The sequence below is a fragment of the Pseudomonas sp. EZ-C24 genome (genome assembly GCF_014525325.1).
Lineage (GTDB): Bacteria > Pseudomonadota > Gammaproteobacteria > Pseudomonadales > Pseudomonadaceae > Aquipseudomonas > Aquipseudomonas shirazensis.
In genome coordinates, this window is sequence record NZ_JACDIU010000031.1 from 1 (window position 1) to 24,979 (window position 24,979).

General features: G+C 60.4%; 21 protein-coding genes, 1 tRNA gene and 1 pseudogene. 14 read left to right on the forward strand and 9 right to left on the reverse strand.

From position 1 onward, the window contains the following. Nucleotides 1-94 precede the first annotated feature (94 nt). Entirely contained in the window at nucleotides 95-1,492 is a 1,398-nt protein-coding gene (gene gabP / locus IDM28_RS21245; RefSeq protein ID WP_101322509.1) for a GABA permease, read from the reverse strand. A 603-nt stretch (nucleotides 1,493-2,095) separates the two neighbouring features. Between gabP and IDM28_RS21250 the strand changes: the two genes are divergently transcribed. The 10 genes from IDM28_RS21250 to IDM28_RS21295 all read left to right on the forward strand — a co-directional run bounded on the left by IDM28_RS21250 (nucleotide 2,096) and on the right by IDM28_RS21295 (nucleotide 11,733). Next, the gene (locus IDM28_RS21250) at nucleotides 2,096-2,869 is read left to right on the forward strand and encodes an ABC transporter ATP-binding protein (RefSeq protein WP_101322510.1); all 774 of its coding nucleotides are present in this window, start codon (nucleotides 2,096-2,098) and stop codon (nucleotides 2,867-2,869) included. A gap of 11 nt (nucleotides 2,870-2,880) precedes the next feature. Next, nucleotides 2,881-3,636 carry an ABC transporter substrate-binding protein gene (locus IDM28_RS21255; RefSeq protein ID WP_188036818.1) on the forward strand — a complete coding sequence of 252 codons (756 nt, stop codon included), beginning with the start codon at nucleotides 2,881-2,883 and terminating at the stop codon, nucleotides 3,634-3,636. A gap of 55 nt (nucleotides 3,637-3,691) precedes the next feature. Further along, on the forward strand, nucleotides 3,692-4,384 hold the full coding sequence (locus IDM28_RS21260) for an ABC transporter permease (RefSeq protein ID WP_188036819.1): 693 nt from the start codon (nucleotides 3,692-3,694) through the stop codon (nucleotides 4,382-4,384). Next, complete coding sequence (locus IDM28_RS21265) at nucleotides 4,384-5,073, forward strand: ABC transporter permease (RefSeq protein WP_101322513.1); 690 nt, start codon at nucleotides 4,384-4,386, stop codon at nucleotides 5,071-5,073. Before IDM28_RS21260 ends, IDM28_RS21265 begins: the two co-directional genes overlap by 1 nt. 7 nt (nucleotides 5,074-5,080) lie before the next feature. Next, nucleotides 5,081-6,283 (forward strand): methyltransferase, encoded by a 1,203-nt coding sequence (locus tag IDM28_RS21270; protein ID WP_188036820.1) that lies wholly within the window; start codon nucleotides 5,081-5,083, stop codon nucleotides 6,281-6,283. A 299-nt stretch (nucleotides 6,284-6,582) separates the two neighbouring features. Next, nucleotides 6,583-6,831 (forward strand): hypothetical protein, encoded by a 249-nt coding sequence (locus IDM28_RS21275; protein WP_410524689.1) that lies wholly within the window; start codon nucleotides 6,583-6,585, stop codon nucleotides 6,829-6,831. A gap of 97 nt (nucleotides 6,832-6,928) precedes the next feature. After that, a tRNA-Thr gene (locus tag IDM28_RS21280) sits at nucleotides 6,929-7,004 on the forward strand. A 752-nt stretch (nucleotides 7,005-7,756) separates the two neighbouring features. Beyond that, a complete protein-coding gene (locus IDM28_RS21285) occupies nucleotides 7,757-8,257 on the forward strand; it encodes a sigma-70 family RNA polymerase sigma factor (RefSeq protein WP_150573250.1) in 501 nt (166 codons plus the stop codon). Continuing rightward, nucleotides 8,257-9,204 (forward strand): FecR domain-containing protein, encoded by a 948-nt coding sequence (locus tag IDM28_RS21290; RefSeq protein WP_188036821.1) that lies wholly within the window; start codon nucleotides 8,257-8,259, stop codon nucleotides 9,202-9,204. Before IDM28_RS21285 ends, IDM28_RS21290 begins: the two co-directional genes overlap by 1 nt. Nucleotides 9,205-9,315: 111 nt before the next feature. After that, nucleotides 9,316-11,733, forward strand: coding sequence for a TonB-dependent siderophore receptor (locus IDM28_RS21295; protein ID WP_188036822.1), 2,418 nt, complete (start codon nucleotides 9,316-9,318; stop codon nucleotides 11,731-11,733). A gap of 89 nt (nucleotides 11,734-11,822) precedes the next feature. Here the strand turns inward: IDM28_RS21295 and IDM28_RS21300 are convergent, their stop codons facing one another. From IDM28_RS21300 to IDM28_RS21310, 3 genes are all read right to left on the reverse strand, one after another. Next, entirely contained in the window at nucleotides 11,823-14,252 is a 2,430-nt protein-coding gene (locus IDM28_RS21300; RefSeq protein ID WP_188036823.1) for a TonB-dependent siderophore receptor, read from the reverse strand. A 105-nt stretch (nucleotides 14,253-14,357) separates the two neighbouring features. Continuing rightward, nucleotides 14,358-15,323 carry a DUF4880 domain-containing protein gene (locus IDM28_RS21305; RefSeq protein WP_188036824.1) on the reverse strand — a complete coding sequence of 322 codons (966 nt, stop codon included), beginning with the start codon at nucleotides 15,321-15,323 and terminating at the stop codon, nucleotides 14,358-14,360. Continuing rightward, on the reverse strand, nucleotides 15,320-15,829 hold the full coding sequence (locus IDM28_RS21310) for a sigma-70 family RNA polymerase sigma factor (RefSeq protein ID WP_150573246.1): 510 nt from the start codon (nucleotides 15,827-15,829) through the stop codon (nucleotides 15,320-15,322). Before IDM28_RS21310 ends, IDM28_RS21305 begins: the two co-directional genes overlap by 4 nt. A 415-nt stretch (nucleotides 15,830-16,244) precedes the next feature. Between IDM28_RS21310 and IDM28_RS21315 the strand changes: the two genes are divergently transcribed. The 3 genes and pseudogenes from IDM28_RS21315 to IDM28_RS21325 all read left to right on the forward strand — a co-directional run bounded on the left by IDM28_RS21315 (nucleotide 16,245) and on the right by IDM28_RS21325 (nucleotide 17,159). After that, nucleotides 16,245-16,514: a hypothetical protein gene (locus tag IDM28_RS21315; RefSeq protein WP_188036825.1), complete on the forward strand. Its 270-nt coding sequence runs from the start codon at nucleotides 16,245-16,247 to the stop codon at nucleotides 16,512-16,514. A 24-nt stretch (nucleotides 16,515-16,538) separates the two neighbouring features. Beyond that, a pseudogene (locus tag IDM28_RS21320) lies at nucleotides 16,539-16,799 on the forward strand (DUF3077 domain-containing protein); the annotation flags it as partial. Nucleotides 16,800-16,940: 141 nt separating this feature from the next. Continuing rightward, entirely contained in the window at nucleotides 16,941-17,159 is a 219-nt protein-coding gene (locus IDM28_RS21325) for a DUF3079 domain-containing protein (protein ID WP_101322523.1), read from the forward strand. 9 nt (nucleotides 17,160-17,168) lie between these two features. Here the strand turns inward: IDM28_RS21325 and IDM28_RS21330 are convergent, their stop codons facing one another. The 4 genes from IDM28_RS21330 to IDM28_RS21345 form a co-directional block, all read right to left on the reverse strand. Beyond that, nucleotides 17,169-18,368, reverse strand: coding sequence for a type II toxin-antitoxin system HipA family toxin (locus IDM28_RS21330; protein ID WP_188036826.1), 1,200 nt, complete (start codon nucleotides 18,366-18,368; stop codon nucleotides 17,169-17,171). After that, the gene (locus IDM28_RS21335; RefSeq protein WP_101323130.1) at nucleotides 18,365-18,616 is read right to left on the reverse strand and encodes a helix-turn-helix transcriptional regulator; all 252 of its coding nucleotides are present in this window, start codon (nucleotides 18,614-18,616) and stop codon (nucleotides 18,365-18,367) included. Before IDM28_RS21335 ends, IDM28_RS21330 begins: the two co-directional genes overlap by 4 nt. Before the next feature lie 232 nt (nucleotides 18,617-18,848). Then, nucleotides 18,849-19,274, reverse strand: coding sequence for a hypothetical protein (locus tag IDM28_RS21340; RefSeq protein ID WP_188036827.1), 426 nt, complete (start codon nucleotides 19,272-19,274; stop codon nucleotides 18,849-18,851). 100 nt (nucleotides 19,275-19,374) lie between these two features. Next, the gene (locus IDM28_RS21345) at nucleotides 19,375-20,694 is read right to left on the reverse strand and encodes an OprD family porin (protein WP_150573241.1); all 1,320 of its coding nucleotides are present in this window, start codon (nucleotides 20,692-20,694) and stop codon (nucleotides 19,375-19,377) included. 469 nt (nucleotides 20,695-21,163) lie between these two features. Here IDM28_RS21345 and IDM28_RS21350 point away from each other — a divergent pair, with 469 nt between their 5' ends. Further along, complete coding sequence (locus IDM28_RS21350) at nucleotides 21,164-23,266, forward strand: TonB-dependent receptor (RefSeq protein WP_188036828.1); 2,103 nt, start codon at nucleotides 21,164-21,166, stop codon at nucleotides 23,264-23,266. Nucleotides 23,267-23,722: 456 nt separating this feature from the next. Here the strand turns inward: IDM28_RS21350 and aguA are convergent, their stop codons facing one another. Then, nucleotides 23,723-24,829, reverse strand: a complete 1,107-nt coding sequence (gene aguA, locus IDM28_RS21355; RefSeq protein ID WP_101322529.1) for an agmatine deiminase — start codon at nucleotides 24,827-24,829, stop codon at nucleotides 23,723-23,725. Nucleotides 24,830-24,979: the final 150 nt, after the last annotated feature.

Below are 24,979 nucleotides of genomic sequence, written 5' to 3' on the forward strand. Positions count from 1 at the left end.
GCCGCTCCTACACCGGCAGCGTTGCGACATTAAAAAAGGCCGCGCCCTGAACCAGAGCGCGGCCTTTTTGCATTCAGCTCACCGAGCCGGCAGATCAGTTACTCAGCACAACCCGCCCAGCTGCCACGGCGGCCTTGCGCTTGCGCTGCACCAGCAGGCCGGCAGCGACCACAGCCAGGCTCAGCAGCGCGGTGGCGATGATCTCGATGCGGTGGTCTGGACGAATCGCCATCACCACCAGCACGGCGACGATAAAGGCGATGGTCACCCAGGTCAGGCCCGGGAACAGCCACATCTTGAACTCGATCTTCTCGCCGCGTGCTTCACGCTGGCTGCGCATGCGCAGTTGCGACACGGCGATCACCAGGTACACCAGCAAGGCGATCGCGCCGGAGCTGGCCAGCAGGAACTCGAACACCTGCGCTGGCGCGACGAAGTTGGCAAATACGCAGAGGAACGCCGCAGCGGTCGACAGCAGCACTGCCCAGTGCGGCGTACCCGCCTTGGTGGTGCGCTGGGCAACGGCCGGCGCATCGCCACGCTTGCTCAGCGAGAACAGCATGCGCGAGGAGGTGTATAGCGCCGAGTTGAGGCAGCTGGTCACGGCGATCAGGACGACGATGTCGACGATCAGCTTGGCATTCGGCACGCCGATCATGCTCAGCACGGTCTGGTACGAACCGGTGGCCGCCAGGGCTGGGTCGTTCCACGGCACCAGGGCCACGACCAGGAAGATCGACACCAGGTAGAACAGGCAGATCCGCCAGATCACCGAGTTGGTGGCCTTGCTGATCTGTTTGCCCGGGTCTTTCGATTCGGCGGCGGCGATGGTGACGATTTCAGTGCCCATGAACGAGAACATGGTGGTCAGCATGGCTGCCAGCACTGCGCCGAGGCCGTTGGGCATGAAGCCCTGGGTGTCGAACAGGTGGCTGACGCCACTGACCTGGCTGCCCGGCACCATACCGAACATGGCCGCGCAACCGACCACGATGAAGCCGATGATCGCCAGTACCTTGAGCAGCGCGAACCAGAACTCGAATTCGCCGTAGTTCTTCACGCTGAACAGGTTGGTAACGGTCAGCGCCAGAGTGATCAACAGCGAGAACGCCCACAGATCAACCGCCGGGAACCAGGCATTGAGGATCGCAGCCGCGGCGTTGGCTTCGAGCGGGATCACCAGGACCCAGAACCACCAGTACAGCCAGCCGATGGTGAAGCCGGCCCAGTGGCCGATCGAGCGATCAGCGTAAGTCGAGAACGAACCGGTGTCGGGCGAGGCGATCGCCATTTCGCCAAGCATACGCATCACCAGCACCACCAGGGTACCGGCTGCAGCGTAGGCCAACAGGACCGCAGGGCCGGCCGCCGCGATGGCGTGGCCGGAACCAACGAACAGCCCCGCGCCGATCACACCGGCGATGGACAACATGGTGACGTGACGCGATTTGAGCCCCTGAGCGAGGTCATTGGAATTGTGCTTACCGCTCATAAAACTACCTTTGTAAGGAGGTGGACTACCTGAATGACTGGCCAGCGCACCCGGGATTTAGGTAGGCGTCGCTGCATTCTGGAAATATCCTGTGGCAATTACCGCGCCATTTCCGTGCTTGGCTCATCAGCGCCAGGCCCGATATCAATCCCGGCGGGGCCTGCAGAGCATTCGGCCAAGGCTTGACCGAATGCACATCAAATCGGCTTGTGCCGAGCAGATTACTGAAATACCCACTTACAAATGCACCAAAGGTGCTCCTTGGTAACACCCGCGCACAAAATCGAAGCGCCCAGGTGCAACCGTCAGCGCAACCTCCATTCAAGCGAAAAAGAGGGCAGCAGCCACTACGGCTAAAAACGGCTTCCCAGTGCGGTACAAAACTGGCACCATCGCGCCTTTTTTCATCAAGGCTCTGGTGCTGGGCACAAGGCCGGCGGACATCCTCGCGACGTTGCACTGCAACGATGCGACAAACTGCCCCGCCAGCGACCTGAGCCCCTTGCGACCCCGTTGGCTGTCAATGAGCCGCTATGCTAGCGTGGCGCTCGCCAGGAAGGCCGCCAACAGCTGGGAACGCACCCGAACCGAAGAGGACCGCACATGGCCCAGGCCACGCCCGCGCTGGAAATCCGCAATCTGCACAAGCGCTATGGCACCCAGGAAATTCTCAAGGGCATTTCCCTGACCGCGCGCGATGGTGACGTGATCTCGATCCTCGGATCGTCCGGTTCCGGCAAGTCCACCCTGCTGCGTTGCATCAACCTGCTGGAAAACCCGCATCAAGGGCAGATCCTCCTGGCCGGTGAAGAGCTCAAGCTCAAGGCCGCCAAGAACGGCGACCTGATCCCGTCGGACAACCGCCAGATCAACCGCCTGCGCAGCGAAATCGGTTTCGTCTTCCAGAATTTCAACCTGTGGCCGCACATGTCGATCCTCGACAACATCATCGAGGCGCCGCGCCGCGTGCTTGGCCAGAGCAAGGCCGAAGCCACTGAACATGCCGAAGCGCTGCTGAACAAAGTCGGTATCTTCGACAAGCGCCACAGCTATCCCGCGCAGCTTTCCGGTGGCCAGCAACAGCGTGCTGCCATTGCCCGTACCCTGGCCATGAAGCCCAAGGTGATCCTGTTCGACGAGCCAACTTCGGCGCTCGATCCGGAAATGGTCCAGGAAGTGCTTAACGTTATCCGCGCATTGGCCGACGAAGGCCGTACCATGCTGCTGGTAACTCACGAGATGAACTTTGCCCGCCAGGTGTCCAGTGAAGTGGTTTTCCTGCACCAGGGCCTGGTTGAAGAGCAAGGAACGCCGCAGCAGGTCTTCGAAAACCCGAACTCGGCGCGTTGCAAGCAATTCATGTCCAGCCACCGCTAACGGAGCAATACATGCAGACCTACAAGAAGTTTCTCCTGGCCGCTGCCGCCACTTTGGTGTTCTCGGCCAATGCCCTGGCCGCAGACAAACTGCGCATGGGTATCGAAGCGGCCTACCCGCCGTTCAACAACAAGGATGCCAGCGGTAACGTGGTCGGCTTCGACAAAGACATCGGCGACGCCCTGTGCGCCAAGATGAAAGTCGACTGCTCGGTCGTCACCTCCGACTGGGACGGCATCATCCCCGCCCTGAACGCGAAGAAGTTCGACTTCCTGGTGTCGTCGCTGTCGATCACCGACGAGCGCAAGCAAGCGGTTGAATTCACCGACCCGTACTACTCGAACAAGCTGCAGTTCATCGCACCGAAGAACGTCGACTTCAAAACCGACAAGGCCTCGCTCAAAGGCAAGGTCATCGGCACCCAGCGCGCGACCCTGGCCGGCACCTGGCTGGAAGACAACTACGGTAGCGACGTGCAGATCAAACTGTACGACACCCAGGAAAACGCCTACCTCGACCTGATCTCGGGCCGCGTCGACGCCATCCTCGCCGACAAGTACGTGCAGTACGAGTGGCTCAAATCCAACGACGGCAAAGCCTATGAGTTCAAAGGCGAGCCGGTGATGGACAGCGACAAGATCGGCATTGCCGTGCGCAAGGGTGACGACAAGTTGCGCGACCAGCTCAACGCTGCCCTGAAAGAAATCAAAGCCGACGGTACGTACAAGAAGATCAACGACAAGTACTTCCCGTTCAGCATCGAATGATTCGCCCGACCGGCACGCCCTAGCGGCGTGTCGGTCCCTAGAACGCACCTAATCAATGAATATTGACCTGCACGGATTCGGTCCGGCCTTGATGGCTGGCACCCTGATGACGGTAAAACTGGCGCTCTGCGCCTTGCTGCTGGGGCTGATCCTGGGCCTGCTCGGCGCCCTTGCCAAGACTTCTGCCATCAAGCCACTGCAATGGCTTGGCGGCTTCTATTCGACCCTGGTGCGCGGGATTCCCGAGCTGCTGTGGGTATTGCTGATCTATTTCGGCACCGTCGGCCTGGTCAACAGCCTCGGCGACGCCCTGAACATGCCCGGCCTTGAGCTGAGCGCATTTGCCGCCGGCGTGATCGCGCTGGGCCTGTGCTTTGGCGCCTACGCCACCGAAGTGTTCCGCGGCGCGATCCTGGCGATCCCCAAGGGCCACCGCGAAGCCGGGCTGGCCCTGGGCCTGTCCAAACGCCGCATCCTCTCGCGGATCATCCTGCCGCAGATGTGGCGCATTGCCCTGCCGGGCCTGGGCAACCTGTTCATGATCCTGATGAAGGACACCGCGCTGGTGTCGGTGATCGGCCTTGAAGAAATCATGCGTCACTCGCAGATCGCCGTGACCGTGAGCAAGGAGCCGTTCACCTTCTACATGGTTGCCGCGTGCATCTACCTGAGCCTCACCGTAGTGGCGATGGCCGGCATGTACTTCCTGGAAAAACGCGCCGCTCGCGGCTTCGTGAGGGCTGAATAATGAACTGGGAAGTCATCATCAAATGGCTGCCACGCCTCGCCCAGGGCGCGACCCTGACCCTGGAGCTGGTGGCCATCGCCGTAATCGCCGGTTTGATCCTGGCGATCCCGCTGGGCGTCGCCCGCGCCTCGCGCCACTGGTACGTGCGCGCCCTGCCCTACGGCTACATCTTCTTCTTCCGCGGCACGCCGCTGCTGGTGCAGCTGTTTCTGGTGTATTACGGCCTCGCCCAGTTCGAAGCCGTGCGCAACAGTGTGCTGTGGCCGTACCTGCGCGATCCGTTCTGGTGCACCGTGCTGACCATGACCCTGCACACCGCCGCCTACATCGCCGAGATCCTGCGTGGCGCGCTGCAGGCCATCCCCAAGGGTGAAATCGAAGCAGCGCGGGCGCTGGGCATGTCCCGCGGCAAAACCCTGTTCTACATCATGCTGCCACGCGCCTCGCGCATCGGCCTGCCGGCCTACAGCAACGAAGTGATCCTGATGCTCAAGGCCAGCGCCCTGGCCAGCACCGTGACCCTGCTCGAACTCACCGGCATGGCCCGCACGATCATCGCCCGCACCTACCTGCCGGTGGAGATCTTCTTCGCGGCCGGTTTGTTCTACTTGGTCATCTCGTTCCTCCTGGTGCAGGGCTTCAAGCTGCTGGAACGCTGGTTGCGGGTGGACGCCTGCCAAGGGCGCTAAGGCGCCCATGGCCATCCTCGAAAGCGACCAGCTACACGCCCGCTTCCACGCCCTCGACCAGTTTCTGGTCGAGCATCAAGCGCTGTGGAAGCCCAGGCCCTTCACCGCCTTGCAGCTCGACTGGGAACAGCAGTACCCAGAACTGGCCAGTTGGCTGCGCCAGTGCACCCTCGAAGACGCCGAAGCCAACCTCGACCCAACCCTGCCACCCGCACCTTATCCACAGCTGGCCGCCCAGGCTCAGCAACTGACCGCCCTGGATGAGTTGCCCGACGCAGGCTTATCGCCCGCCGGCCACCGCCTCGACGTCAACGTGCCCGGGCGCAAGTGGCAGCAGATCGAAGCCTTCAGCCGCCGCCTCGGCTTTCGCCAGCAGACCCAGCACTGGCTCGACTGGTGCGCCGGCAAAGGGCATCTCGGCCGCCGCTTGCTGCAGCCCGGCCAGCAACTGACCTGCCTCGAGTACAACCCCGAGCTGGTCGCTGCCGGCCAGGCCCTCAGCGACCACCACAAGCTGCCCGCCCAGCACCTGCATCAAGACGTTATGGCTGCCGACAGCGCCCGCTGCCTCGACCAAAGCAAAAGCGTGGTCGCCCTGCACGCCTGCGGCGATCTGCACGTGCGCCTGCTGCAGTTAGCCGCCAGCCAAGGCTGCCAACACATCGCGTTGGCGCCCTGCTGCTACAACCGCATCCAGGCCAGCGCCTATCAGGCCCTGTCCAGCCACGCCCGCGCCTCGACTCTGCAGCTCGACCTCGACGACCTCGGCCTGCCCCTGAGCGAAACCGTTACCGCCGGCGCCCGCGTCCGCCGCCAGCGCGACGCCTCGATGGCCCGCCGCCTAGGCTTCGATCTGCTGCAACGCGAACAACGCCAGAACGACAGCTACCTGCCGACGCCATCGCTGCCGGTCAGCTGGCTGGACAAGACCTTCGCCGCGTACTGCCAGGACCTCGCCGCGGTCAAACAGCTGCCCCTCACCGGCAACCCCGACTGGGAAGCACTCGAAGCCGCCGGCTGGCAACGTCTCGCCGAGGTGCGCAACCTGGAGCGCGTACGCAACCTGTTCCGCCGCCCGCTGGAGTTATGGCTGGTGCTCGATCGAGCGCTGTACATGCAAGAACAAGGCTACAACGTGCGCGTTGGGCTGTTCTGCGACTACGCCCTTACACCCCGCAATTTGCTACTTTTGGCCGAGCGCGGGCGATGAGTAACCTGTGGATAAGTCTGTGCACAAGCTTTTGATGAAATTGGCGGATTTGTGGATCCAACTGGCTATTTAGGGCCGTCTGCTTATTCGCTTAAACCTTCAAGCCCAGCAAAAACAGCACTTTGCGCAAAGACCGGCGGTTACGACCAACGGTATGCCCGCACTGCAATCCTGGCATGCCGCTTGTGCATAAGCATTTTCAGAATTGTCTGAAAGCGTGATGGCCACCCGCCTTCGCCCATGCCTACTGAGTTACAATTGCCCGCAACAAAGACTGTCACCGAACGGACTTCGACATCGTGATCCCGATCAAATCCACCGCCCTGCTCAGCTTCGCCCTCGCCGTCACCGCCTGCACCAACACCACTAGCCACGCCCCCGACAAAGCCCTTGGCTGGGACACCCCCGCCATGCAACTCGGCGGCGACCGCGGCCTGCCGCTGCACGTCGCACAGCCCTGCCGCAAGCGCGGCTGCGACAACGACAAGCTGTTTTTCAACCCCGCCAAGGCCGAGCCAGGCATAAACACCATCCACCGCGGCTGGTAGGAAATTTCTCCTTTCAGGCCGGTGAGTTACGGGTTTTTGCATTGATTGCAAGGAAGTGGTTTACACGGCTGCTCGGATAGCTATAATGCGCCCCTGTGCCGGTATAGCTCAGATGGTAGAGCAACTGACTTGTAATCAGTAGGTCCCGGGTTCGATTCCTGGTGCCGGCACCATACACACACGAAAAACCCGCCTTCTGGCGGGTTTTTTCGTTTCCGGGTTCAAGACATTCCAGCGACGCCCCGCTAGTGACCTTCTAAAGCGACACGTTCAATGACATGCCGGATGGTGCCGACGTGGTCACCGAGCCACGCCAAAGCTGTGCTGCGCCCAAGAAGAGTCGTGTATTCCCCCTTGCGCGGTGGCAGAGGACCGCTGAGTGGATAACTTCAAACGAATTCTCCAGTCAGATTGAAGTTCACGTTGCTCGGATGTAGGCGGAACCTGGCACTGGCTCAGCGAGGAGGACTTGAACTGGATATATCAACCGCCCAGAGCATCAAGCTCGCCATTATGGCGGCAACCGGACTGTCCAAAGACGCGCTGCATATCTAGGTGGGCATGGCGATCTATTTGACGCTGATCGTTGGCAACCGATGATTGCGGCCATACCTTGGCTGGCTAGCGGTTTTAATCATTGCATGTGCTGGCGAGTGGATAGATCGACGAGACGATATTGGAAGCTTCGGATACTGGCGCTGGCAGGCAAGCGCTCACGACCTTCTGAACACCTTGTTTTGGCCGACGGTACTGACGCTGCTTTGGCTTTTAGAATGCCGCAGTAAGTATGCGTACGCCCGTAAGACTCTCGCAATCTGCTCTATGTGATGCTTCATTCAGTGGGTGCTATGGGAAGCCCCTTGCATTAAAATCCCGCCATCATAATAATGAGATCGATTACCATTTATGCCTCGGTGTCTCTCTCATGTCGGCGCTTGATCATTCGGCTCTTCATCGGTTGTACAGCGAACATAACAGCTGGCTGAAAGGCTGGTTGCGTGTGCGTTTGGGCAACGCCGCCGATGCTTCGGACCTGGCTCAGGACACGTTTCTGCGGGTGATGACGGCGCGCAATGACGCACCCATTCGCGAACCTCGTGGCTACCTGAGCGCCATCGCCCGTTCGCTGCTGATCGATAAATCCCGTCGCCGCGCCATTGAGCAGGCTTACTTGCATGCGTTGGCCCAACGGCCGGAACCGGTGGATGTTTCGCCGGAGATTCGCTTGTCCATCATCGAGATGCTGGTGGCGGTCGATAGCCTGCTAGATGAGCTGGGCCAGCGCACGCGGGAGATTTTCCTGGCGGTGCAGCTCGAAGGTCTGAGCTACGTGGCGGCGGCCGAGCGGTTTGGGGTGTCGGTGACCACGGTGAAGAATCATCTGATTCGCGCCATGACGCGCTGCCTGTTGCTGGTGGATAACTGATGTCTGCGTCGCCCAACCTGGAGACGCTGGAGGCGGCCGCCACCTGGTATGTGCAGCTCAATGATGGCACCGCCAGCGAGGCGCGCACGCGGGCGTGGCAGGCGTGGGTACAGGCCAGCCCTGACCATGCGGCGGCATGGTCGCGGGTTGAAAAGCTTCAGCAGCAGTGGGCGACAATACCGCAGCAGGCGGCGTTGTCTGGCCTCGGTGCAGCGCAGGCACAACGCCGTGATGTACTGAAGATCCTCGGTATGCTGATAGCGGTCGGCGGTGGTACATGGATGGCCGTGGAGCAGGTGCCGTACCGCTCGATGCTAGCGCAACAGCGCACGGGCATCCGGGAACGTCGCTCGCTGCGCCTGGACGATGGCTCGCAACTGGAACTGAACGCCGACACCGCACTGGACATCCATTTCGACTCCAGACAGCGGCTAATCCAGCTACTCCGTGGCGAAATTATTGTGCAAACCGCCAAGGATCCCACCCAGCGCCCCTTCATGGTTCAGACCGCGCAAGGGGGCGTGCGCGCGCTCGGCACCCGGTTCAGTGTGCGCCAACTGCCCGAGCAAACCCTTGTCGGTGTGCTGGAGGCGGCGGTTGAAGTCAGCCCGCAAAGGCATGCCGATCACCCGCTGCGCCTGGAAACCGGCCAGCAGGTCACGTTCGACCGTGATCGGGTAGGCAGCGTCCGCCCCCTGCCAGCGGGTTCGACCGCCTGGGTGCAGGGCATGCTCAGCGTCGATGATTGGCGGCTGGGCGACTTCATCGAGGAGTTGGGGCGCTATCGACCAGGCGTCCTGCGCTGTGCCGCCGAGGTTCGGGGGTTGAGCATTTCCGGCGCTTTTCGCATCGATGATACCGACACCGTGCTGGAGAACCTGGGCAAATCCTTGCCGGTGAAAGTGCGTTATCTGTCGCGTTACTGGGCCAGCATTGAAGCGGCGTGAAGCCGCGTCGCAGAATCTTCAGCGGCAACCTTGCTGATTCAGATTCTCATCCGTCAATGACATAAGCCGCGATACAGCGGGTTTCTGCCAAGACAACGGAAGGATCACCGAATGCCCCCGCTTTCCCACAACACTCCGACGCTGCTGAGGCGCGCCGTGCGCCTGGCCGTTCTAGGCGCTTCCCTTGCCAGCCTGTCTGGCCTGGCGCTGATGCCGGCTCAGGTCATGGCGCAGAGCCTGACCGCTTACCAGGTCGCCCCCGGGCCGCTGAGTACCGCCCTGGCCGAGTTCGGTGTGCAGGCGGGGGTTACCATTTCGTTCGACACCGAGCAGGCTCGGCATCTCACAACTGACGGGCTCAAAGGCTCATACAGTGTCGAGGAAGGGCTGTCGCGCCTGCTCGCCAACAGTGGCCTGCAAGCGCAACGGCAGAGCAATGGCGGGTACGTTCTGGTCGCGAACAGCACCGACGATGCCCTGGAACTGGGGGCTACGCAAATCACTGCCAACCAGTTGGGCACAGTGACTGAAGGCACTGGCTCATACACCCCCGGCACTATCGCTACGGCGACGCGCATGGTGCTGACGCCTCGAGAAACACCGCAATCGATCTCGGTAGTAACCCGCCAGGCGATGGATGACTTCGGGCTTGTAGCCATCGATGACGTGATGCGCCATACCCCGGGCATCACCGTATCGACCTATGACACCGAGCGTACCAACTACTATTCCCGCGGGTTCTCCATCGTCAACTTCCAGTACGACGGTATCCCTACTCTGCGCGACGCCCAATATTCGGCGGGCCAGACCCTGACCGACATGGCGATCTATGATCGCGTCGAAGTTCTCAAGGGCGCTACAGGTCTGCTCACCGGGGCAGGCGGCCCAGGGGGTACCATCAACCTCATTCGCAAAAAACCGACCTCCGCGTTCAAGAGCAGCATCGAACTGGGCGCCGGCTCCTGGGACAACTATCGCTCCCAAGCCGACGTCAGCGGTCCCCTGACCGAAACCGGCAACGTCCGCGGCCGTGTCGTAGCGGCGTATCAGGACAAACAATCGTTCCTTGATCATTACTCGCGTAAGACCGGTGTGCTCTACGGCATCCTGGAGGTCGACTTGGATGAAAACACTCTGCTGACCCTCGGTGCCGATTATCAGGACAGCGATCCGAAAGGCTCCAGTTGGACCGGTACACGCACCATCTTTGATGCGACCGGCAAAAAGCTGGACCTGCCGCGTTCGTTCAACAACGGCCCAAAATGGGGCTCTTGGGAACAGTACAGCCGCACGGCCTTCGCGAGCCTGGAACATACCTTTGATAATGGCTGGGTCACCAAAGGCCAATACAACCACCAGATCAACGGCTATGACGCTCCCCTGGGCTACATCTCCCAGGACACCGCCACCGCCAGCTCCATCTACGCGCGCAAATACGTGGGCAAGACCACCAGCGACAGTCTCGATGTGTACGCCTCGGGGCCATTCGAGCTGTTCGGCCGCGAACACGAACTGGTGATCGGTCAGTCCCTGTCCATTTCCAAATGGAAAGCCAAGGACTACACCGCAACCACCTACTTCAACAACTCCTATGATTTCTACAACTGGGACGGCGATGCCGCCGAGCCGCTGTGGACCGCCACCAAGTTCAACGACGAAACGACCCGCCAGACCGGCACCTACGTCACCGGTCGCTTCAGCCTGACGGATGAACTGCACCTGTTGCTCGGCTCACGTATTGCCAACTACCAGGTGACCGGGACCAGCGACACTCAGGAAAGCGGTAAGGTGGTGCCGTATGCCGGCCTGACATATGACCTGAACGACAATTTCACCGCGTACGCCAGCTACACCGAAATCTTCCAGCCGCAGACTCAGTACCGCACCCGCACCCGTGCCATGCTAGCCCCCAACGAAGGCAAGAACTATGAGTTCGGCCTCAAGGGTGAGTTCTTCGGTGGCCGCTTGAATTCCAGCCTCGCCTACTTCGAGGTGCACGAAGAAAACCGTCCGCTGGCCGACACAGCCTGGAACTCGCAGCCGGGCGTCGACTACTCGTACATCGGCACCAAGACCAAGACCAAGGGCTACGAAGCGGAAATCTCCGGCGAATTGGCCAAGGGCTGGCAGTTGCAAGCGGGATATACCCATAAGATCGCCCGCAATAGCGATGGTGATAAAGTCGCCACCTGGGAACCGGAAGACCAGGTCAGCTTCTACAGCACCTACAAACTCCAGGGCAGCCTGGACAAGCTCACCGTCGGTGGCGGCGCGCGCTGGCAAAGCGCTGGCTGGCAGACCGTCAACAACTGGGGCTACCCCGGTGGTGGCCGCTACGAGAAATTCACCCAAGACCCCTACTGGCTGGTTGATCTGATGACCCGCTACCAAGTGACCGATAACCTTTCGGTCACCTTCAACGTCAACAACCTGTTCGACAAGCACTATTACACCAACATTGGTTTCTATGACTCGGCCTACCCTGGCGACCCACGCAACATGATGGTCACCACACGCTGGGATTTCTGATCTCTGCGATCAAACCGGTTTCCTTTCTGCTGCTCATGCAACAAAGCCCTCGTATCGCTACGAGGGCTTTGTTTTCGCAGCCAGCGCGGCTAGAAATTCCACCGAGTAGAGAGCATCACGTTCCGCGGATCGCCGTAATACACCGAGTTGTAGAAACCAATATTGGTGTAGTACTTCTTATCGAACACGTTATTGACGTTAAGCGTGGCCGAGACGTTGTCGGTGACTTGATAGCGGGCCATTGCATCCACCACCCAAAGCGGGTCTTGGGAGAACTTGTCGGTGGTCATGGTGGTGTAGTTATTGGTCAGCAGTTTCCAGCCGGTACTCTGCCAGCGTACGCCGCTGCCCAGGGTGAGCTTGTCCAGCGGGCCGGTCAGTTTGTAGGTGGTGTAGAGGTTGACCTGGTCTTCCGGTTCCCAAGTGGAGAGTTTCTCACCTTGATTGTCGCGCATGATCTTGTGGGTGTAGCCCGCCTGCAATTGCCAGCCGGGGGCCAGTTCGCCGGAGATTTCCGCTTCATAGCCCTTGGTCTTGGATTCAACGCCCTTATAGGCACCGTCCAGCCCGGGGATGCTGCCTCGCACGTAGCGGTCGTCGGTGACTGCGCGGTTGTCTTCGTGGACTTCAAAGTAGGCGATGCTGGCGTTGAGGCGGCCGTCAAAGAATTCACCCTTGAGGCCTAGCTCATAGTTCTTGCCTTCATCCGGCTCGACCGGTTTGTCATTGATGTCGCGATACTCACGCTGCGGCAGGTAGATATCGGAGTAGCTGGCATACGCCGAGAAATTCTCGTTGAGGTCGTAGGTGATGCCGGCATAAGGCAGTACCTTGCCAGTGTCCTTGACCTGGCTGGTGCCGGTGACTTCGAAGTTGTTCACGCGAGTGCCGAGCATCAGGTGCAGGTCATCCGTCACGTTGAAGCGCGCGGTCATGTAGCCGGCGCTCTGGCGCGTGGTTTCGTCGTTGTAGGCGGTTTCCGGACCTCGGCCCGGCTTGGCGGCGTCGCCGTCCCAGTTGAAATAGTCGTGGCTGTTGCCATCGCTGTAGACGGCGCTGGTGTAGTTGCTGCCGGTCCAGCGCGAGCGCGATACCGAGGTGCCGACCACCAATTCATGCTCGCGGCCAAACAGGCTGAACGGTCCGGTGGCGTACAAGTCGCCGGTGTCGCTGATGGTTTCGCCGTCGTAGGCACGGGTCAGCAGCGACGCTTTGCCGGTGGCGGCGTTTGGCGACAGCAGGGCAGAGAGCGGCGCATTGTAGCCGTTGATCTGGTGGTTGTACTGCGCCTTGCCGACCCAGCCATTGGCGAATGTGTGCTCCAACGTCGCGAAGCCGGTACGGGTGTACTGCTCCCATTTGCTGAACTTGGTGCCGTTGTTGAAGCCGCGGTGGGTGCTGATGCGATTGCCGTCCGAGTCATATAGCGAGGCCGAGCCAGACCAGCTGGAACCCTGCGGGTCGCTGTCCTGGTAGTCGGCGCCAATCGTCAGCAGCGTATCAGGCGCCAGATCGAACTCGAGGATGCCGTAGTACACGGCGGTCTGGCGTTGGTAGTGGTCGAGGAACGAGTGCTTGTCCTGATAGGCCGCGACGGCGCGACCACGGATGTTGCCGGAGTCGGTCAACGAGCCACTGACATCGACTTCCGAGCGATAGTTGTCCCATGAGCCCGCGCCCAGGTCGATGTAACCCTTGAACTCGGACGTGGGCTTTTTGCGCACCATGTTGATGGTGCCGCCAGGGCCGCCGGCGCCGGTGAGCAGGCCGGTAGCGCCCTTGAGCACTTCGACACGGTCGTAGATCACCGTGTCAGTGAGGGTGTGACCAGAAGAATACTGCGCATCCTGCAGGATCGGGATGCCGTCGTACTGGAAGTTGCGAATGGCGAACCCGCGCGAATAATACGACGTACGCTCACTGTCATAGGCCGCGACCGTGATACCCGGCGTGTGACGCATCACGTCGTCGATCGACTTGAGGCTGAAGTCATCCATGGCCTGGCGCGTCACTACGGAAATCGACTGCGGCGTTTCCCGTGGCGTCAGTACCAGGCGCGTCGCGGTGGCGATGGTGCCGGGGGTATAGGAACCCGAGCCTTCGGTAATGGTGCCCAACTGGTTGGCACTCACCTGCGTCGCTTGCAACTCGACCTTGCCATCCTGGGACACGGGTTTGGCCACCACCCGATACCCGCCGTCTGCAGGTTCAGCCTGCAGCCCTACCGGGCCCAGCAAGCGCTCAAGGCCTTCTTCCAATGCGAAGCTACCTTGCAAACCGCTGCTTTGCACGCCGGAGGAAAGCGCTGAATCAATGCCAACCATCACACCGGCCTGCTGCCCGAACGCACCCAACACGCGGTCGAGGTTACCGGCGGGAATGTCAAAGGCCTGAGCCTGGGAGTGTTCCCCGGTGGTTACCGGGCTGGCGGCAATCGCGCTGTGACTGGCAGTAACCAACGATAAACCGAAGATCGCGGTGCGTAACGCGCTGGCGAGGGGTGTGACGCGGATGAGCATAAAGACTGTCCTGTCGAGAAGGTTGGCGGGCGCTTTTTCAGCGTCTTGCCTGTCTTGATGCTCGAGAACGGAAATACTGCCGGCCACCGTGAAAAATACTCAAAACTAAGCCGGCACCACGCTGGCGAGGTAACCCCACACCCGTTGCACACGCACCGGCAGTACCTTGGCCAGCAGGTCGAGACTGGCCTCGGGTTGGTCCAGCGAGAACGAACCCGACACCTGCAAGCCCGCCACAGCCGGGTCGCAGCGCAGCAGCCCGCGCCGGTAGCGATCAAGTTGCTCAAGCACCTCGCCCAGTGGCATGCGCTCGGCGATCAACAGGCCTTGGCTCCAAGCTTCGGCGGTGGCTGGCACGCGGGTCGGCTGCCCGCTCAGCAGGTTGCTGAAGCTCAGCTGCTGGCCGGCTTCCACCTGGGTGCGGGGGCCACGCGATGGCTCGACCTGCGCACTGCCGGAGAGCATTTGCACCTGCGTACCCGGATGGCCTGGCAGCCCGTGGCTGATGATCAACCGCGACAGCGCGGCTGGCCGTATCCAACCATCCGCGGTCTTGATCGCCCGACTGTCGCTGGCACCGTTGGCCAGCAACAGCCTGCCCAGGTTAAGCGTCAGGCGAGCCCCCTCGACATCCATCGCGGTGCGGGTATCCAGCTGCAATGCAGCGCCATCGTCCAGCCGTACATGGCGCCGCTCCCCGGTGGCGGTGTGGTAATCGCTGAACAACTCCGGCAGCAACACCCGCTCGCGCACACCCAAGCCGAGGGCGCTGGCCACACTCAGGCCGGCAAAGCCCTTGAGCAAAGTGCGTCGCGAAACAGCACTGCGCGCCTGCAGCAATTGCCGCGCTCCGGGGGCCGTGAGCACCTGGTTGAGGCGCATGTCGCGGCTCAGCCCGACCAAACGCTGCCAGGCCAGTTCGTGCTGGGGGCTCTCGTTGCGCCAGTGCTGGCACGCCTGCTGCTCGGCAGCACTGCTGGTGCCCGACTGCAGGGCAACCATCCAGTTCAAGGCCTGGTCCAGCACGCTTTCGTCCAGGGGCTGATCGTTGGCGACCTTGAAGCGACTCATGGCGCGTACACCGCCAGGTAGCAATGGCGATAGGCCTTGAGCATGGCTTTTTGCACCACATTCACGCTGAGGCCCATGCGCGCTGCGATCTGTGGATAAGTCAGGCCATCGAGCTGCGACAGCAGGAATATCTCCCGCACCTTGCTGCCCAACCCGTCCAGTACCTGCCCTACCGCGTCCAGCGCTTCGAGCACCAGCAAGCGGGTTTCCGGCGACGGCATATGTTCCGGCTCCAGGATCGCCAGCGACTGTTCATACGCCCGCTCCAGGGCCTGGCGGCGGAAATACTGCACGCACAAGCGGCTGGCGACGGTGGTGAGGTAGGCGCGAGGCTCGCGGAAAACCGGCACGCTGCCGCTGCTCAAAATACGCAGGAAAGTGTCCTGCGCCAGATCCACGGCCTGCTCATGCCCGCCCAGCTTGCGCCGCAGTAACTGCACCACCCAGCTGTGATGCTGAGCATAGAGTTCGCCCACCATTTGATGGGTTGTCGAGGATGAGGCCATGAGTGCGATATCCGACGGGAGACTTGAATGAGTCGCACATGGTAATACTTCTCATTAGAAACGGGTTAGGCGTTTCTTCTCTGCTGCGCAGCAGCGCCGTAGGACATTTCCCAACCTGCAACCAAATGCTTCAGCCGAGGGCTCTTCGGAACTACCCTACGCACCTTGCCGAACCTTCGCTGTTGTCGGGGAAATGCCTCAGGGATAACGTCTCTGGGTCGCCAGTTTCCGGTGACCGGGTGTGAGAACCCGCATGAAATGCAGCGGCAAGTCGTTATGGCAGCCGTGCGCGGGCAGACTTCGGTCTGGCCGGGTTTTGCTCGTTTCCTCGGTTTCTCACCCTGCGTACGGCTGCCACCTTGATCCGTGAGAAAGGTCGAGCTGGTGGCTCCTGTCACGAAATGAGAGATCCACCATGAAGAAACTCGTCCCCGACCCACCCCGCCAAGACTTCACCCAACGGTCCTCCTTCAGCCTCCATCCAAACGTCACTACTTCTGAAATCCTTGCCCATGCCAGCGAACTGCTGCTCGGCGTAGCCGAAACCATCGACCAACACCGCCGCGCCCATCCTTACCAGGCCGGGCTGAACATGCTGGCGAACGCCGCCCATACCGCCGATGCCTCACGCGCTCTGATTGACTACGCAGTGACCTGCCTGCCCGCCAAGCCGGAGGAATGCTGAGATGAGCGACGAGCAAAAACCAACGTCACGGCCGGCGTCGAAACGTTCTTCGAATCGGGCGAAAGGTCCTCTCACATATTCCGGGTCATGCCCGGAGTGCCGTTCGAGCACGCCTATGAACACGTGTCAGTACTGCTGGGCTACATCAAGCATCTGGTCCGCGAGGGCGATATGGAGAATGACCACAAGCTGCTCGGCGCAGCGGATTACCTGAGCACCTTCGCCAAGGCGATCATGGACGACATCGAGATCGCGCGAAACCGAGCTCAACGCACAACGGCATAGAAGCAGGAAGGGCCGCTCGGCGGCCCCACACTGCGCAGCCAGCCGAGTACGAGGTAAGCAACATCAAGTTGATTACGATCAAAATCCACATTCACGCCAGCAGTAGGCTAAGCGCAATGACCGCCACAACGAGGGCGCTGCATGGCCAAGAAATTCCCCCTCAACCCAAGCCATCCCGAACGCATTTGTTGGGGGTGCGACCTGTACTGCCCGGCCAAAGCGCTGGCCTGCGGAAATGGTGCGGATCGGACGATGCATCCTGCCGAGCTGTTTGGTGAGGATTGGCACGAGCACGAAACGTGGTCGGAAGACGCAGACGTCAAGCGCGGTGAGGATCTGCCGCTAAGTTCGAGCACCTGATTGTGCGCTTCAGTTACCGAAGCTCTGCACAAAGGGTCCTGCACTCTGCTTGATCGCCGCGACCACGTGCGGCGCCTGTTCGCATAGCTCCGGCGCTTTGGCCAGTACTTGCTCAAGCGCCTGCAACTGCTTGCGGATAACTTCACCCGGTTGCGTTACACCACACGTGTCGGCGAAATCCAGCAAACCCTGCCTGGATGCAAACAGAGACTTGTTGCCGGCGAGCGTAAGCGCGAGCACATCTTCGGGGATGTAAGCCGTGGTGTTGACGATATCGTAAGCGGGCGCCAGGCGGGCATCGCGCATCACGGGGTCAGAATAGAGCAGGCCAAAGTTTTTCAGATGGGCATCGCCGTTACCGACGATGCAGCTCAGCGTAACCATCTCGAACAGTTGCGTGAGCGAGGCATTGAGGTGCTCGGGTGCGCAGAACACGCGGATTGCCTTGGCAATCGCTGCATAGCTCTTGCTGTACTTCTGCTCTGCTGGCAGTCCCATCAACGCCGTCATGTCTTCAAAACCGATTGGGTTGTGCTGCTCGTCGCGGTCGAAGCGGCGCATGACGAACAACTTGGCGTTGTCCGAGAGGAAGAACGGCGGCACGGGCAGCCCTGAGGCCTGCGCGATGGTCATGCACAGGTACTCATTGATGGCCAGGCCGGGATATTCGTCGCGGCCACTTTTGATGATCAATTCCGAAGTCTTCGAGGTGAACCGCTGTGGTGTTGAATTTCGTTGTTCAGGCACCAGGACTTTAGGCTGCACACCCGAGATACCGGCACGCAGGATGTAGCGATCCACCAGGTCGGCGAAGATGTCGTGCGAGCCGTCCCAAGATAAAATTTCGTCCAGCTTTTCGCCAGGAAACTGCTCACGCTCAAGCAACGCATCAACCGTGCGCGAGCTGACGTACACCCGGCCTATGGGAGAGCTGCTGCCAGATAACGCCAGTAGCAACATGGGGTCGACTTTGGCGATCTTTGCCAGGCGGTTGCGTAGCTGCTCGAGCACATAACCTTCCGGCAGGTTCATCTGAAATACCGGATGCAAATCTCGATGGCGGTACTCTTCCGTGCGGGTAGGCATGAGCAGGCTGACTGCAGCGCGCGGCTCAGCCTCCGCAGCGTAACGAAACAGGTAATCAGCAGCGCTGGTAAGGATTGTTCCGCTGATACATTGGGGTGTCGTTACAGTCAGTGAAGCGCTCATTCAAACATCCCCTGGATCTCTTCCAACGTAGGCATGGCTGCAGCAATCACTCGCAACTCGCAATCCATTGCGCCAAGAGCTTTAGCATAGGCGGCGATAGCAACGGATAGGCTACCTTTCTCCACAGCGATGATTTTCTGACGAGTAAGGTTTGCCAGCTCTGCAAGCTGTTGCTGGGTGAGCCCTCGATGAAGGCGCCGTGTGCGTATTTGTCGCCCTAAGCGCTGAGTTAGCAGTTCGTGGTCCATGTTTAGAATACGAGACAATTGGATTGACATGTAACGTATACGTGACCAGATCGAAAATCAATTGATATGTGGTGAACTGCTGGCCTCGGCCATATGCCGGACCGTTTTGGCAGTTTGCTGAGCCGGTGATCTTCGCTCAAAGCGCAGGTTCAGGGAGGCCGGGTTTGTATACCTCGAGAAGCGAGTAGAAGACGGGTTCTCGGCCCTCGCGGCGCTCATGCTCGTAGCTGAATCACCGCAAACTACTGCTGATCGCCTCATCTTCAATCAGGTCAGTGAGCAAATACTGGAGGTGATTGCCCTCGCCAACCTTCGAGCCCATCAACTCCAGCTGACGTTTGGTTGTATGTCGGTCGCATTCTGCAACGGCCATATGCATGGCGGGCGTGTGCAGATAACAGCACTGATAAGCAGGCTCGCCGAGCATCAGCGTCGGGGTGAGTTGAACGCTTCTCGCACGTTTTATGAGAGACCAAGCCAATGTGGCATCCAGCCCAGCAGGAAGCCGAAACCGCCACTCGTCAAAGTGCAGGTAACTGCCTTTCGGATCGAACGGATGGGCCAGCGCGAAATATTGCGCTGCCTGATCCTGGTGCTGTGCGCTGATGAGCGCGAGCGGGTCCGTGATGACCTCGGGCGGGCGCTTGATGATGCTCATTCCAGATGTCCCTCGATTTGGAATGAGACTACAGCACTAATCCAACTCCCTAAAACGCAAAAAGGGCCGCTAAGCGGCCCTTTCCGTCACCCAACCAGAATCAGAAGATGCTGATCGGATACTCAACAAACACACGAACTTCGTTGCCGTCGTCGTTGTAGCCGTTCTGCTGCACTGCATTGTTGGTACGCAGGAACGAGCCACGCAGTTTGACCGACAGGTCCTTGGCCGGGCCGTCTTGAACGACGTAACGGACCTGGCTGAAGATCTCGCGCTCTTTGCCTTCGCCGAAGCCTTGTGGGTTGGTGACGTTGCGGGTGTTGATGTTGTCGCCGACAACGTAGGCCAGCTTGTAGGTCAGGCCAGGCACGCCGAAGGTGCTGAAGTCCAGGCCGTAGCCGAGCTGCCAGGAGCGCTCGTCTTCAGCGTTGAAGTCAGACCAGTACGAGTTGGCCAGGTAGATGGTCGAACCACCGTCACCCACGCCGCCTTCGTTCTGGTACCAGCCGTAGTTGTAGCCGGTGCTGCCGGTGCTGCGCTGGTGCGCCAGGGTGAACGAGTGCGCGCCGTAGGCGTAGGTAGCGGCCAGGCTCCAGATGGTGTTGGAGTCGCCGTTCAGGCCTGCAGCCTGGACGAACTTCTTGTCGATGTCGGACTTGTAGCCGTTGAAATCGAGGGTCAGCGACTGGTCAGCAGCGATCGGGAAGACGTAGTTCAAGCCCAGGTAGTGCTTCTTCATGACGTCTTCGTTGTCGGCTGTGTACAGCGACGCGGTGAAGTTGTCGGTGAACTTGTAGCTACCACCCAACACGTTGATCGACTTCAGGCCACCGCTGTCGCGGTGCTCGGCGCTCTTGCGCACTTCCTGAGTGAAGCGACCGGCGTTCAGCTCGAGGCCTTCGATCTCCTTGGAGGTGATCATGGTGCCGGTGAAGCTTTCTGGCAGCAGGCGCGAGTCGTCGTACTGCAGAACTGGCAGGGCCGGCATCTGGTCGCCGTACTTCAGCACGGTGTTGGAGATGCGGAACTTGACCGCAGCGCCAGCACGGGCGAGGTCGTTGGCAGCAGCGCTCTGGCCATCTGCGTCAACGGTGTTTTCCCGCTTGAAGAAGTCGATACCGCCGCCGCCGTTACGGCCTTTGCCGCCGTCCAGGCGCAGTGCGTACAGGCCGAAGGCGTCAACGCCTACGCCGACGGTGCCTTGGGTGAAGCCGGAGGAGAAGTTACCGATGAAGGCCTGGCCCCATTGGGACTGGTCATTGGTGCCGTGTTTCTTGTCACGGTTGATGAAACCGTTGCGCAGCAGGATGTTGGCGTGGCTGTCTTCAACAAAGCCCTTGCTCTCGGCCTGGTCATTGGCCTGTGCCTGGGTCGCGGCAACGAGTGCCAGGGCGATCAGGCTGATCCTGGTTTTCAACATTTTCTTTTCCTTTATTTTTAATCAAAAACACTGTGCATTTTTACGCCCGGAAACCAACGCCCCTTCGTAGGTTCGACGTTATGCGGATCCAACTGACAAGCCGTGCCGATGCTCAACTGGCGGGCTTTCGCAGCCGCATGGCCATGTCATGGCCAGCAAGCGATGGCGAATCCTAGCCGCCCCTGCTTCTCAATGTCAAAAAATCGTGAAAGGCAGGTGTATATAACCAAAAAAACACCTCGCAATAGTGCATTTCAATGCGTATCTGCCCTTGCGTGGGGCATTTTTCCCACAAGGCGGTAATTCAACCTACATACAGCGACAAATGTCTCTACGATCAGCGCCGCCGACCCTGTTACATCGAGATACACATGTAAAGACAGGGCTTTACGAATTACCCGAGCAAGCGCTAATAGCAAGCATTACCATCCGCATCCATTTTTCATTAACTGCTTGTTTGGATGCCGTCATGCGTGTGCCTCGCCGCCTTTCGCCCCTGTCCCTGAGCCTGTCGCTGCTGTGCAGCGCGGGCGTTGCCACTGCCGCCACCACTACCCTGCCAGAGCTCTCGGTCACCGCCGATGGCGAGCGTGAACGGGACAACCCCCGGGTCAAGGAAGTCAGCACGGCGACTCGCACCTCCACAGCGGTGCGCGACGTACCGCAAGCCATCGACACGGTGAAGACCAGCAACCTGCTGGATTACGGCAGCAACAACCTGGGCAAGGCGCTGGAAGGCATCCCCAACGTCAGCAGCGGTGCCGATACGCGTTTCGACAGCGTGCGTATCCGCGGCTTCGAGAGCAGCAACGACTTCTATCTGGACGGCATTCGCGACGACAGCCAATACATACGCGATCTGCACAATATCGAGCGGGTCGAGGTGCTCAAGGGCCCGGCCGCGGTGCTGTATGGCCGCGGCGGCCAGGGCGGTATCGTCAACCGGGTGAGCAAGGCGCCAGAGCATGGCCGGCGCTCGAGCATCGAAGCCCAGGCGGGCAGCGAAGATATGCGCAGCCTTTACGCCGACCTCAGCGCCGACCCAAGCGACACCATCAGCCTGCGTTTGAACATGGGTAACCTCGACTACAACAGCTTTCGCGATGGCGTCGATGGCAACCGCCAGCTGTTCGCGCCGTCGATGAGCTGGCAACTGACGCCAGACCTGAACTGGCTGGTGCAGTACGAATACAGCCGCTTCAACCGCACCCCTGATCGCGGCATCCCGGGTGTGAATGGCCGCCCGGCCGACCTCGACCGGGGCACGACTTACAGCGACACCCAGCGCGACTTCATCGATGACCAGGCGCAGTCGCTGCGCTCGCGCTTGAACTATCAGCTCAGCGACAACTGGCAGCTGCGCCACACGCTGGGCCTGTTCCAGCTCGACAGCCAGTTCGACAACACCTACGCCACCGGCTACAACGCCGCCAGCAACACGGTGACTCGCCAGCGGTGGCAGCAGGATCTGCAAACTCGCAACCTGTTCAACAACCTTGAAGCCGAAGGCAAGTTCGCCACCTGGGGCCTGCACCACACCGTGCTGGTCGGCCTGGAGCTGGGCCACCAGCGCCGCGACCCGCTGTTGCGCAACGCCTTGCCGACCAACCAAGGCGGCACAGCGGTGCCGAGCCTTGACCTGGACAACCCTGATCGCAGCCTGCAACACAACGGCCGCATGCGAGTGTCGAGCAACAACCACACCGTGGTCGACAGCCGCGGCCTGTACCTGCAAGACCAGATCCGCCTGAACGAGCAATGGCAGATTCTGGCGGGGCTGCGCTTTGACCGCTTCGAGGTCGAGACCACCAACCGCCTTAACAGCGCCAGCGAGCCGCAAACCAGCACCAGCACCAGCCCGCGCATCGGCGTGGTGTACTCACCGTGGCGCGAGCACTCGTTCTACGCCTCGTGGAGCAAGACCTTTTCGCCAGTCGGCGGTGGCCTGATCGGTATCACGCCGGGCGCCGCCGGCAATACCAACAAAACCGACCCTGAGCTGAGCCGGCAGAAGGAAATCGGGGTCAAGAGCGACTGGTTCGACGAGCGCCTGAGCACCACCCTGGCCATCTATGAACTGGAGCTGTACAACCGTCGTACCCGCGATGCCGATAACCCTGAACTGTTCCTGCTCAGCGGCCTGCAACGCTCACGCGGCATCGAGCTGACCGCGACCGGCAACATCGTTGGCAACTGGTATGTGCGCGGTGGCATCGGCCTTCAGGATGCGACCATCGTCAAGGACAACAGCAACCAGCAAGGCAACCGCATCAACGATGTAGCCAAGCGCAACGGCAGTCTGTTCATCAGCTGGAAACCGCAACTGGGCTGGTACGCCGAAACCGGCCTGACAATGGTTGGCGAGCGCTTTGCCGACAACCAGAACACCATCCTGCTGCCAGGCTATGGCCGCTGGGACGCGCTGGTCGGCCTGCGCACCACTGACTGGGATGTGCGCGCCGCACTGAACAACCTGACCGACAAGACTTACTACGCCTCCGCCACCAGCGCCGCACAGATCCAGCTGGGCGACCCGCGCAGCCTGGTCGTGACCGGCACCTACAACTTCTGATTCACTCGCCCAATAAAAACGCCACCGCAATCAGCGGTGGCGTTCTTGTTCAACAGCTCGGGAGCACTGCCTGCTCAATGCCAGATGGCTACCAGCGCCTCAAGCTCAGCATCGCTGATCAGTCCTCGTGGATAGCGCTCATGCAACAGACGTCGGGTATCGGTCGTCCTGACCCGCTTGCTTCCATGGTGCTTCAACCACTGCGTCAGCATTTTGAGCGATTGGTGATTTACTGCCGATGGGTGCAAAACCGACTCACTTGCTGCATTCATTTCAACACGTACTCCCTGGGCCCGTGAGCGGCTAACTTACGTTGAGTTTGTGACAGATCGGTTTAAACCTATCTGCTTGAAACACAATGGGAAACGATACAAGAGGTGTGCCATTTACCGCGTCTGCCGTCGGCCGCGCATAAAAAAAGCCCGTCAATCGACGGGCTTCTTTTCTATTAGAGAGTTAGCGCTTGTGCGGCGCCGGTTGTTGCTGAGTCAGGCAGTGGATGTTACCGCCACCGAGCAGCAGCTCGCGGCCGGGGATCATCACCACCTCATGGTTGGGGAAGATCTTCGCCAGGATGGCTCTAGCTTCGGCATCTGCCGGGTCATCAAAGCTCGGCGCGATGATGCCGCCGTTGACGATCAGGAAGTTCACGTACGAGCCCGCCAGGCGCTCGGCAGGGCTGCGCTCCTGGCTACCGGCCACCTGGTCGACGCCTGCGCACTCTTCTTCGGTTGCGTAGAGCGGGCCTGGGATCGGCATCTTGTGCACTACAAAGGTGCGGCCTTTGGCGTCACGGGTGTTTTCCAGCACTTCCAATGCGGCGTGGCAGCGCGCGTAGTTGGGGTCGTTGGAATCATCGGTCCAGGCCAGTAACACCTCACCTGGGGCGACGTAACAGCAGAAGTTGTCGACGTGGCCATCGGTCTCGTCGTTGAACAGGCCGTCAGGCAGCCAGACAATGGTGTCTACCGCCAACTGGTCGCGCAGGATCTGTTCGATCTGCTCGCGGCTCAGGTGCGGGTTGCGGTTACGGTTGAGCAGGCACTCTTCGGTGGTGATCAGCGTGCCTTCACCGTCGACGTGGATCGAGCCGCCTTCAAGCACGAAGCCTTCGGTCTGATAACGCTGGCAGCGTTCCATTTCGAGAATTTTGGTTGCGACGTCTTCGTCACGGTTCCACGGTGCATACAAGCCACCATCAAAACCGCCCCAGGCGTTGAAAGCCCAATCGACACCGCGCACTTCGCCGTGGTCGTTGATCACGAAGGTCGGGCCGGTGTCACGCACCCAGGCGTCGTCGTTGCTCAGCTCGACCACGCGGATGTTAGGCAGGTCGAGCTGGCGCCGGGCGTTCTGGTATTGAGCAGCAGACACCCCAACCGTCACCGGCTCAAAGCGAGCAATTGCTTTGGCCAGGGTCACGTGCGCCGCCTGCACCGGCTTGCCACCGAGGCGCCAGTTGTCCGGGCGCTCGGGCCAGATCATCCAGGCCTGGGTCTGTGGCGCCCACTCGGCAGGCATATGGAAGCCATCGGCGCGGGGAGTCGAGGTGAGGGTTTTCATCGGTGTCCTCTGCATTACAGTTGAGGTATGTGCGGGCGTACAGGGTAGCCCGGCATGCACTGAGATCAGTTATAGCCGATAGTTATCTGTAATTATAGTGACGAAGAAGAAAATACAGACGAAGGGCCGTCTCAATAACCGATAATAATC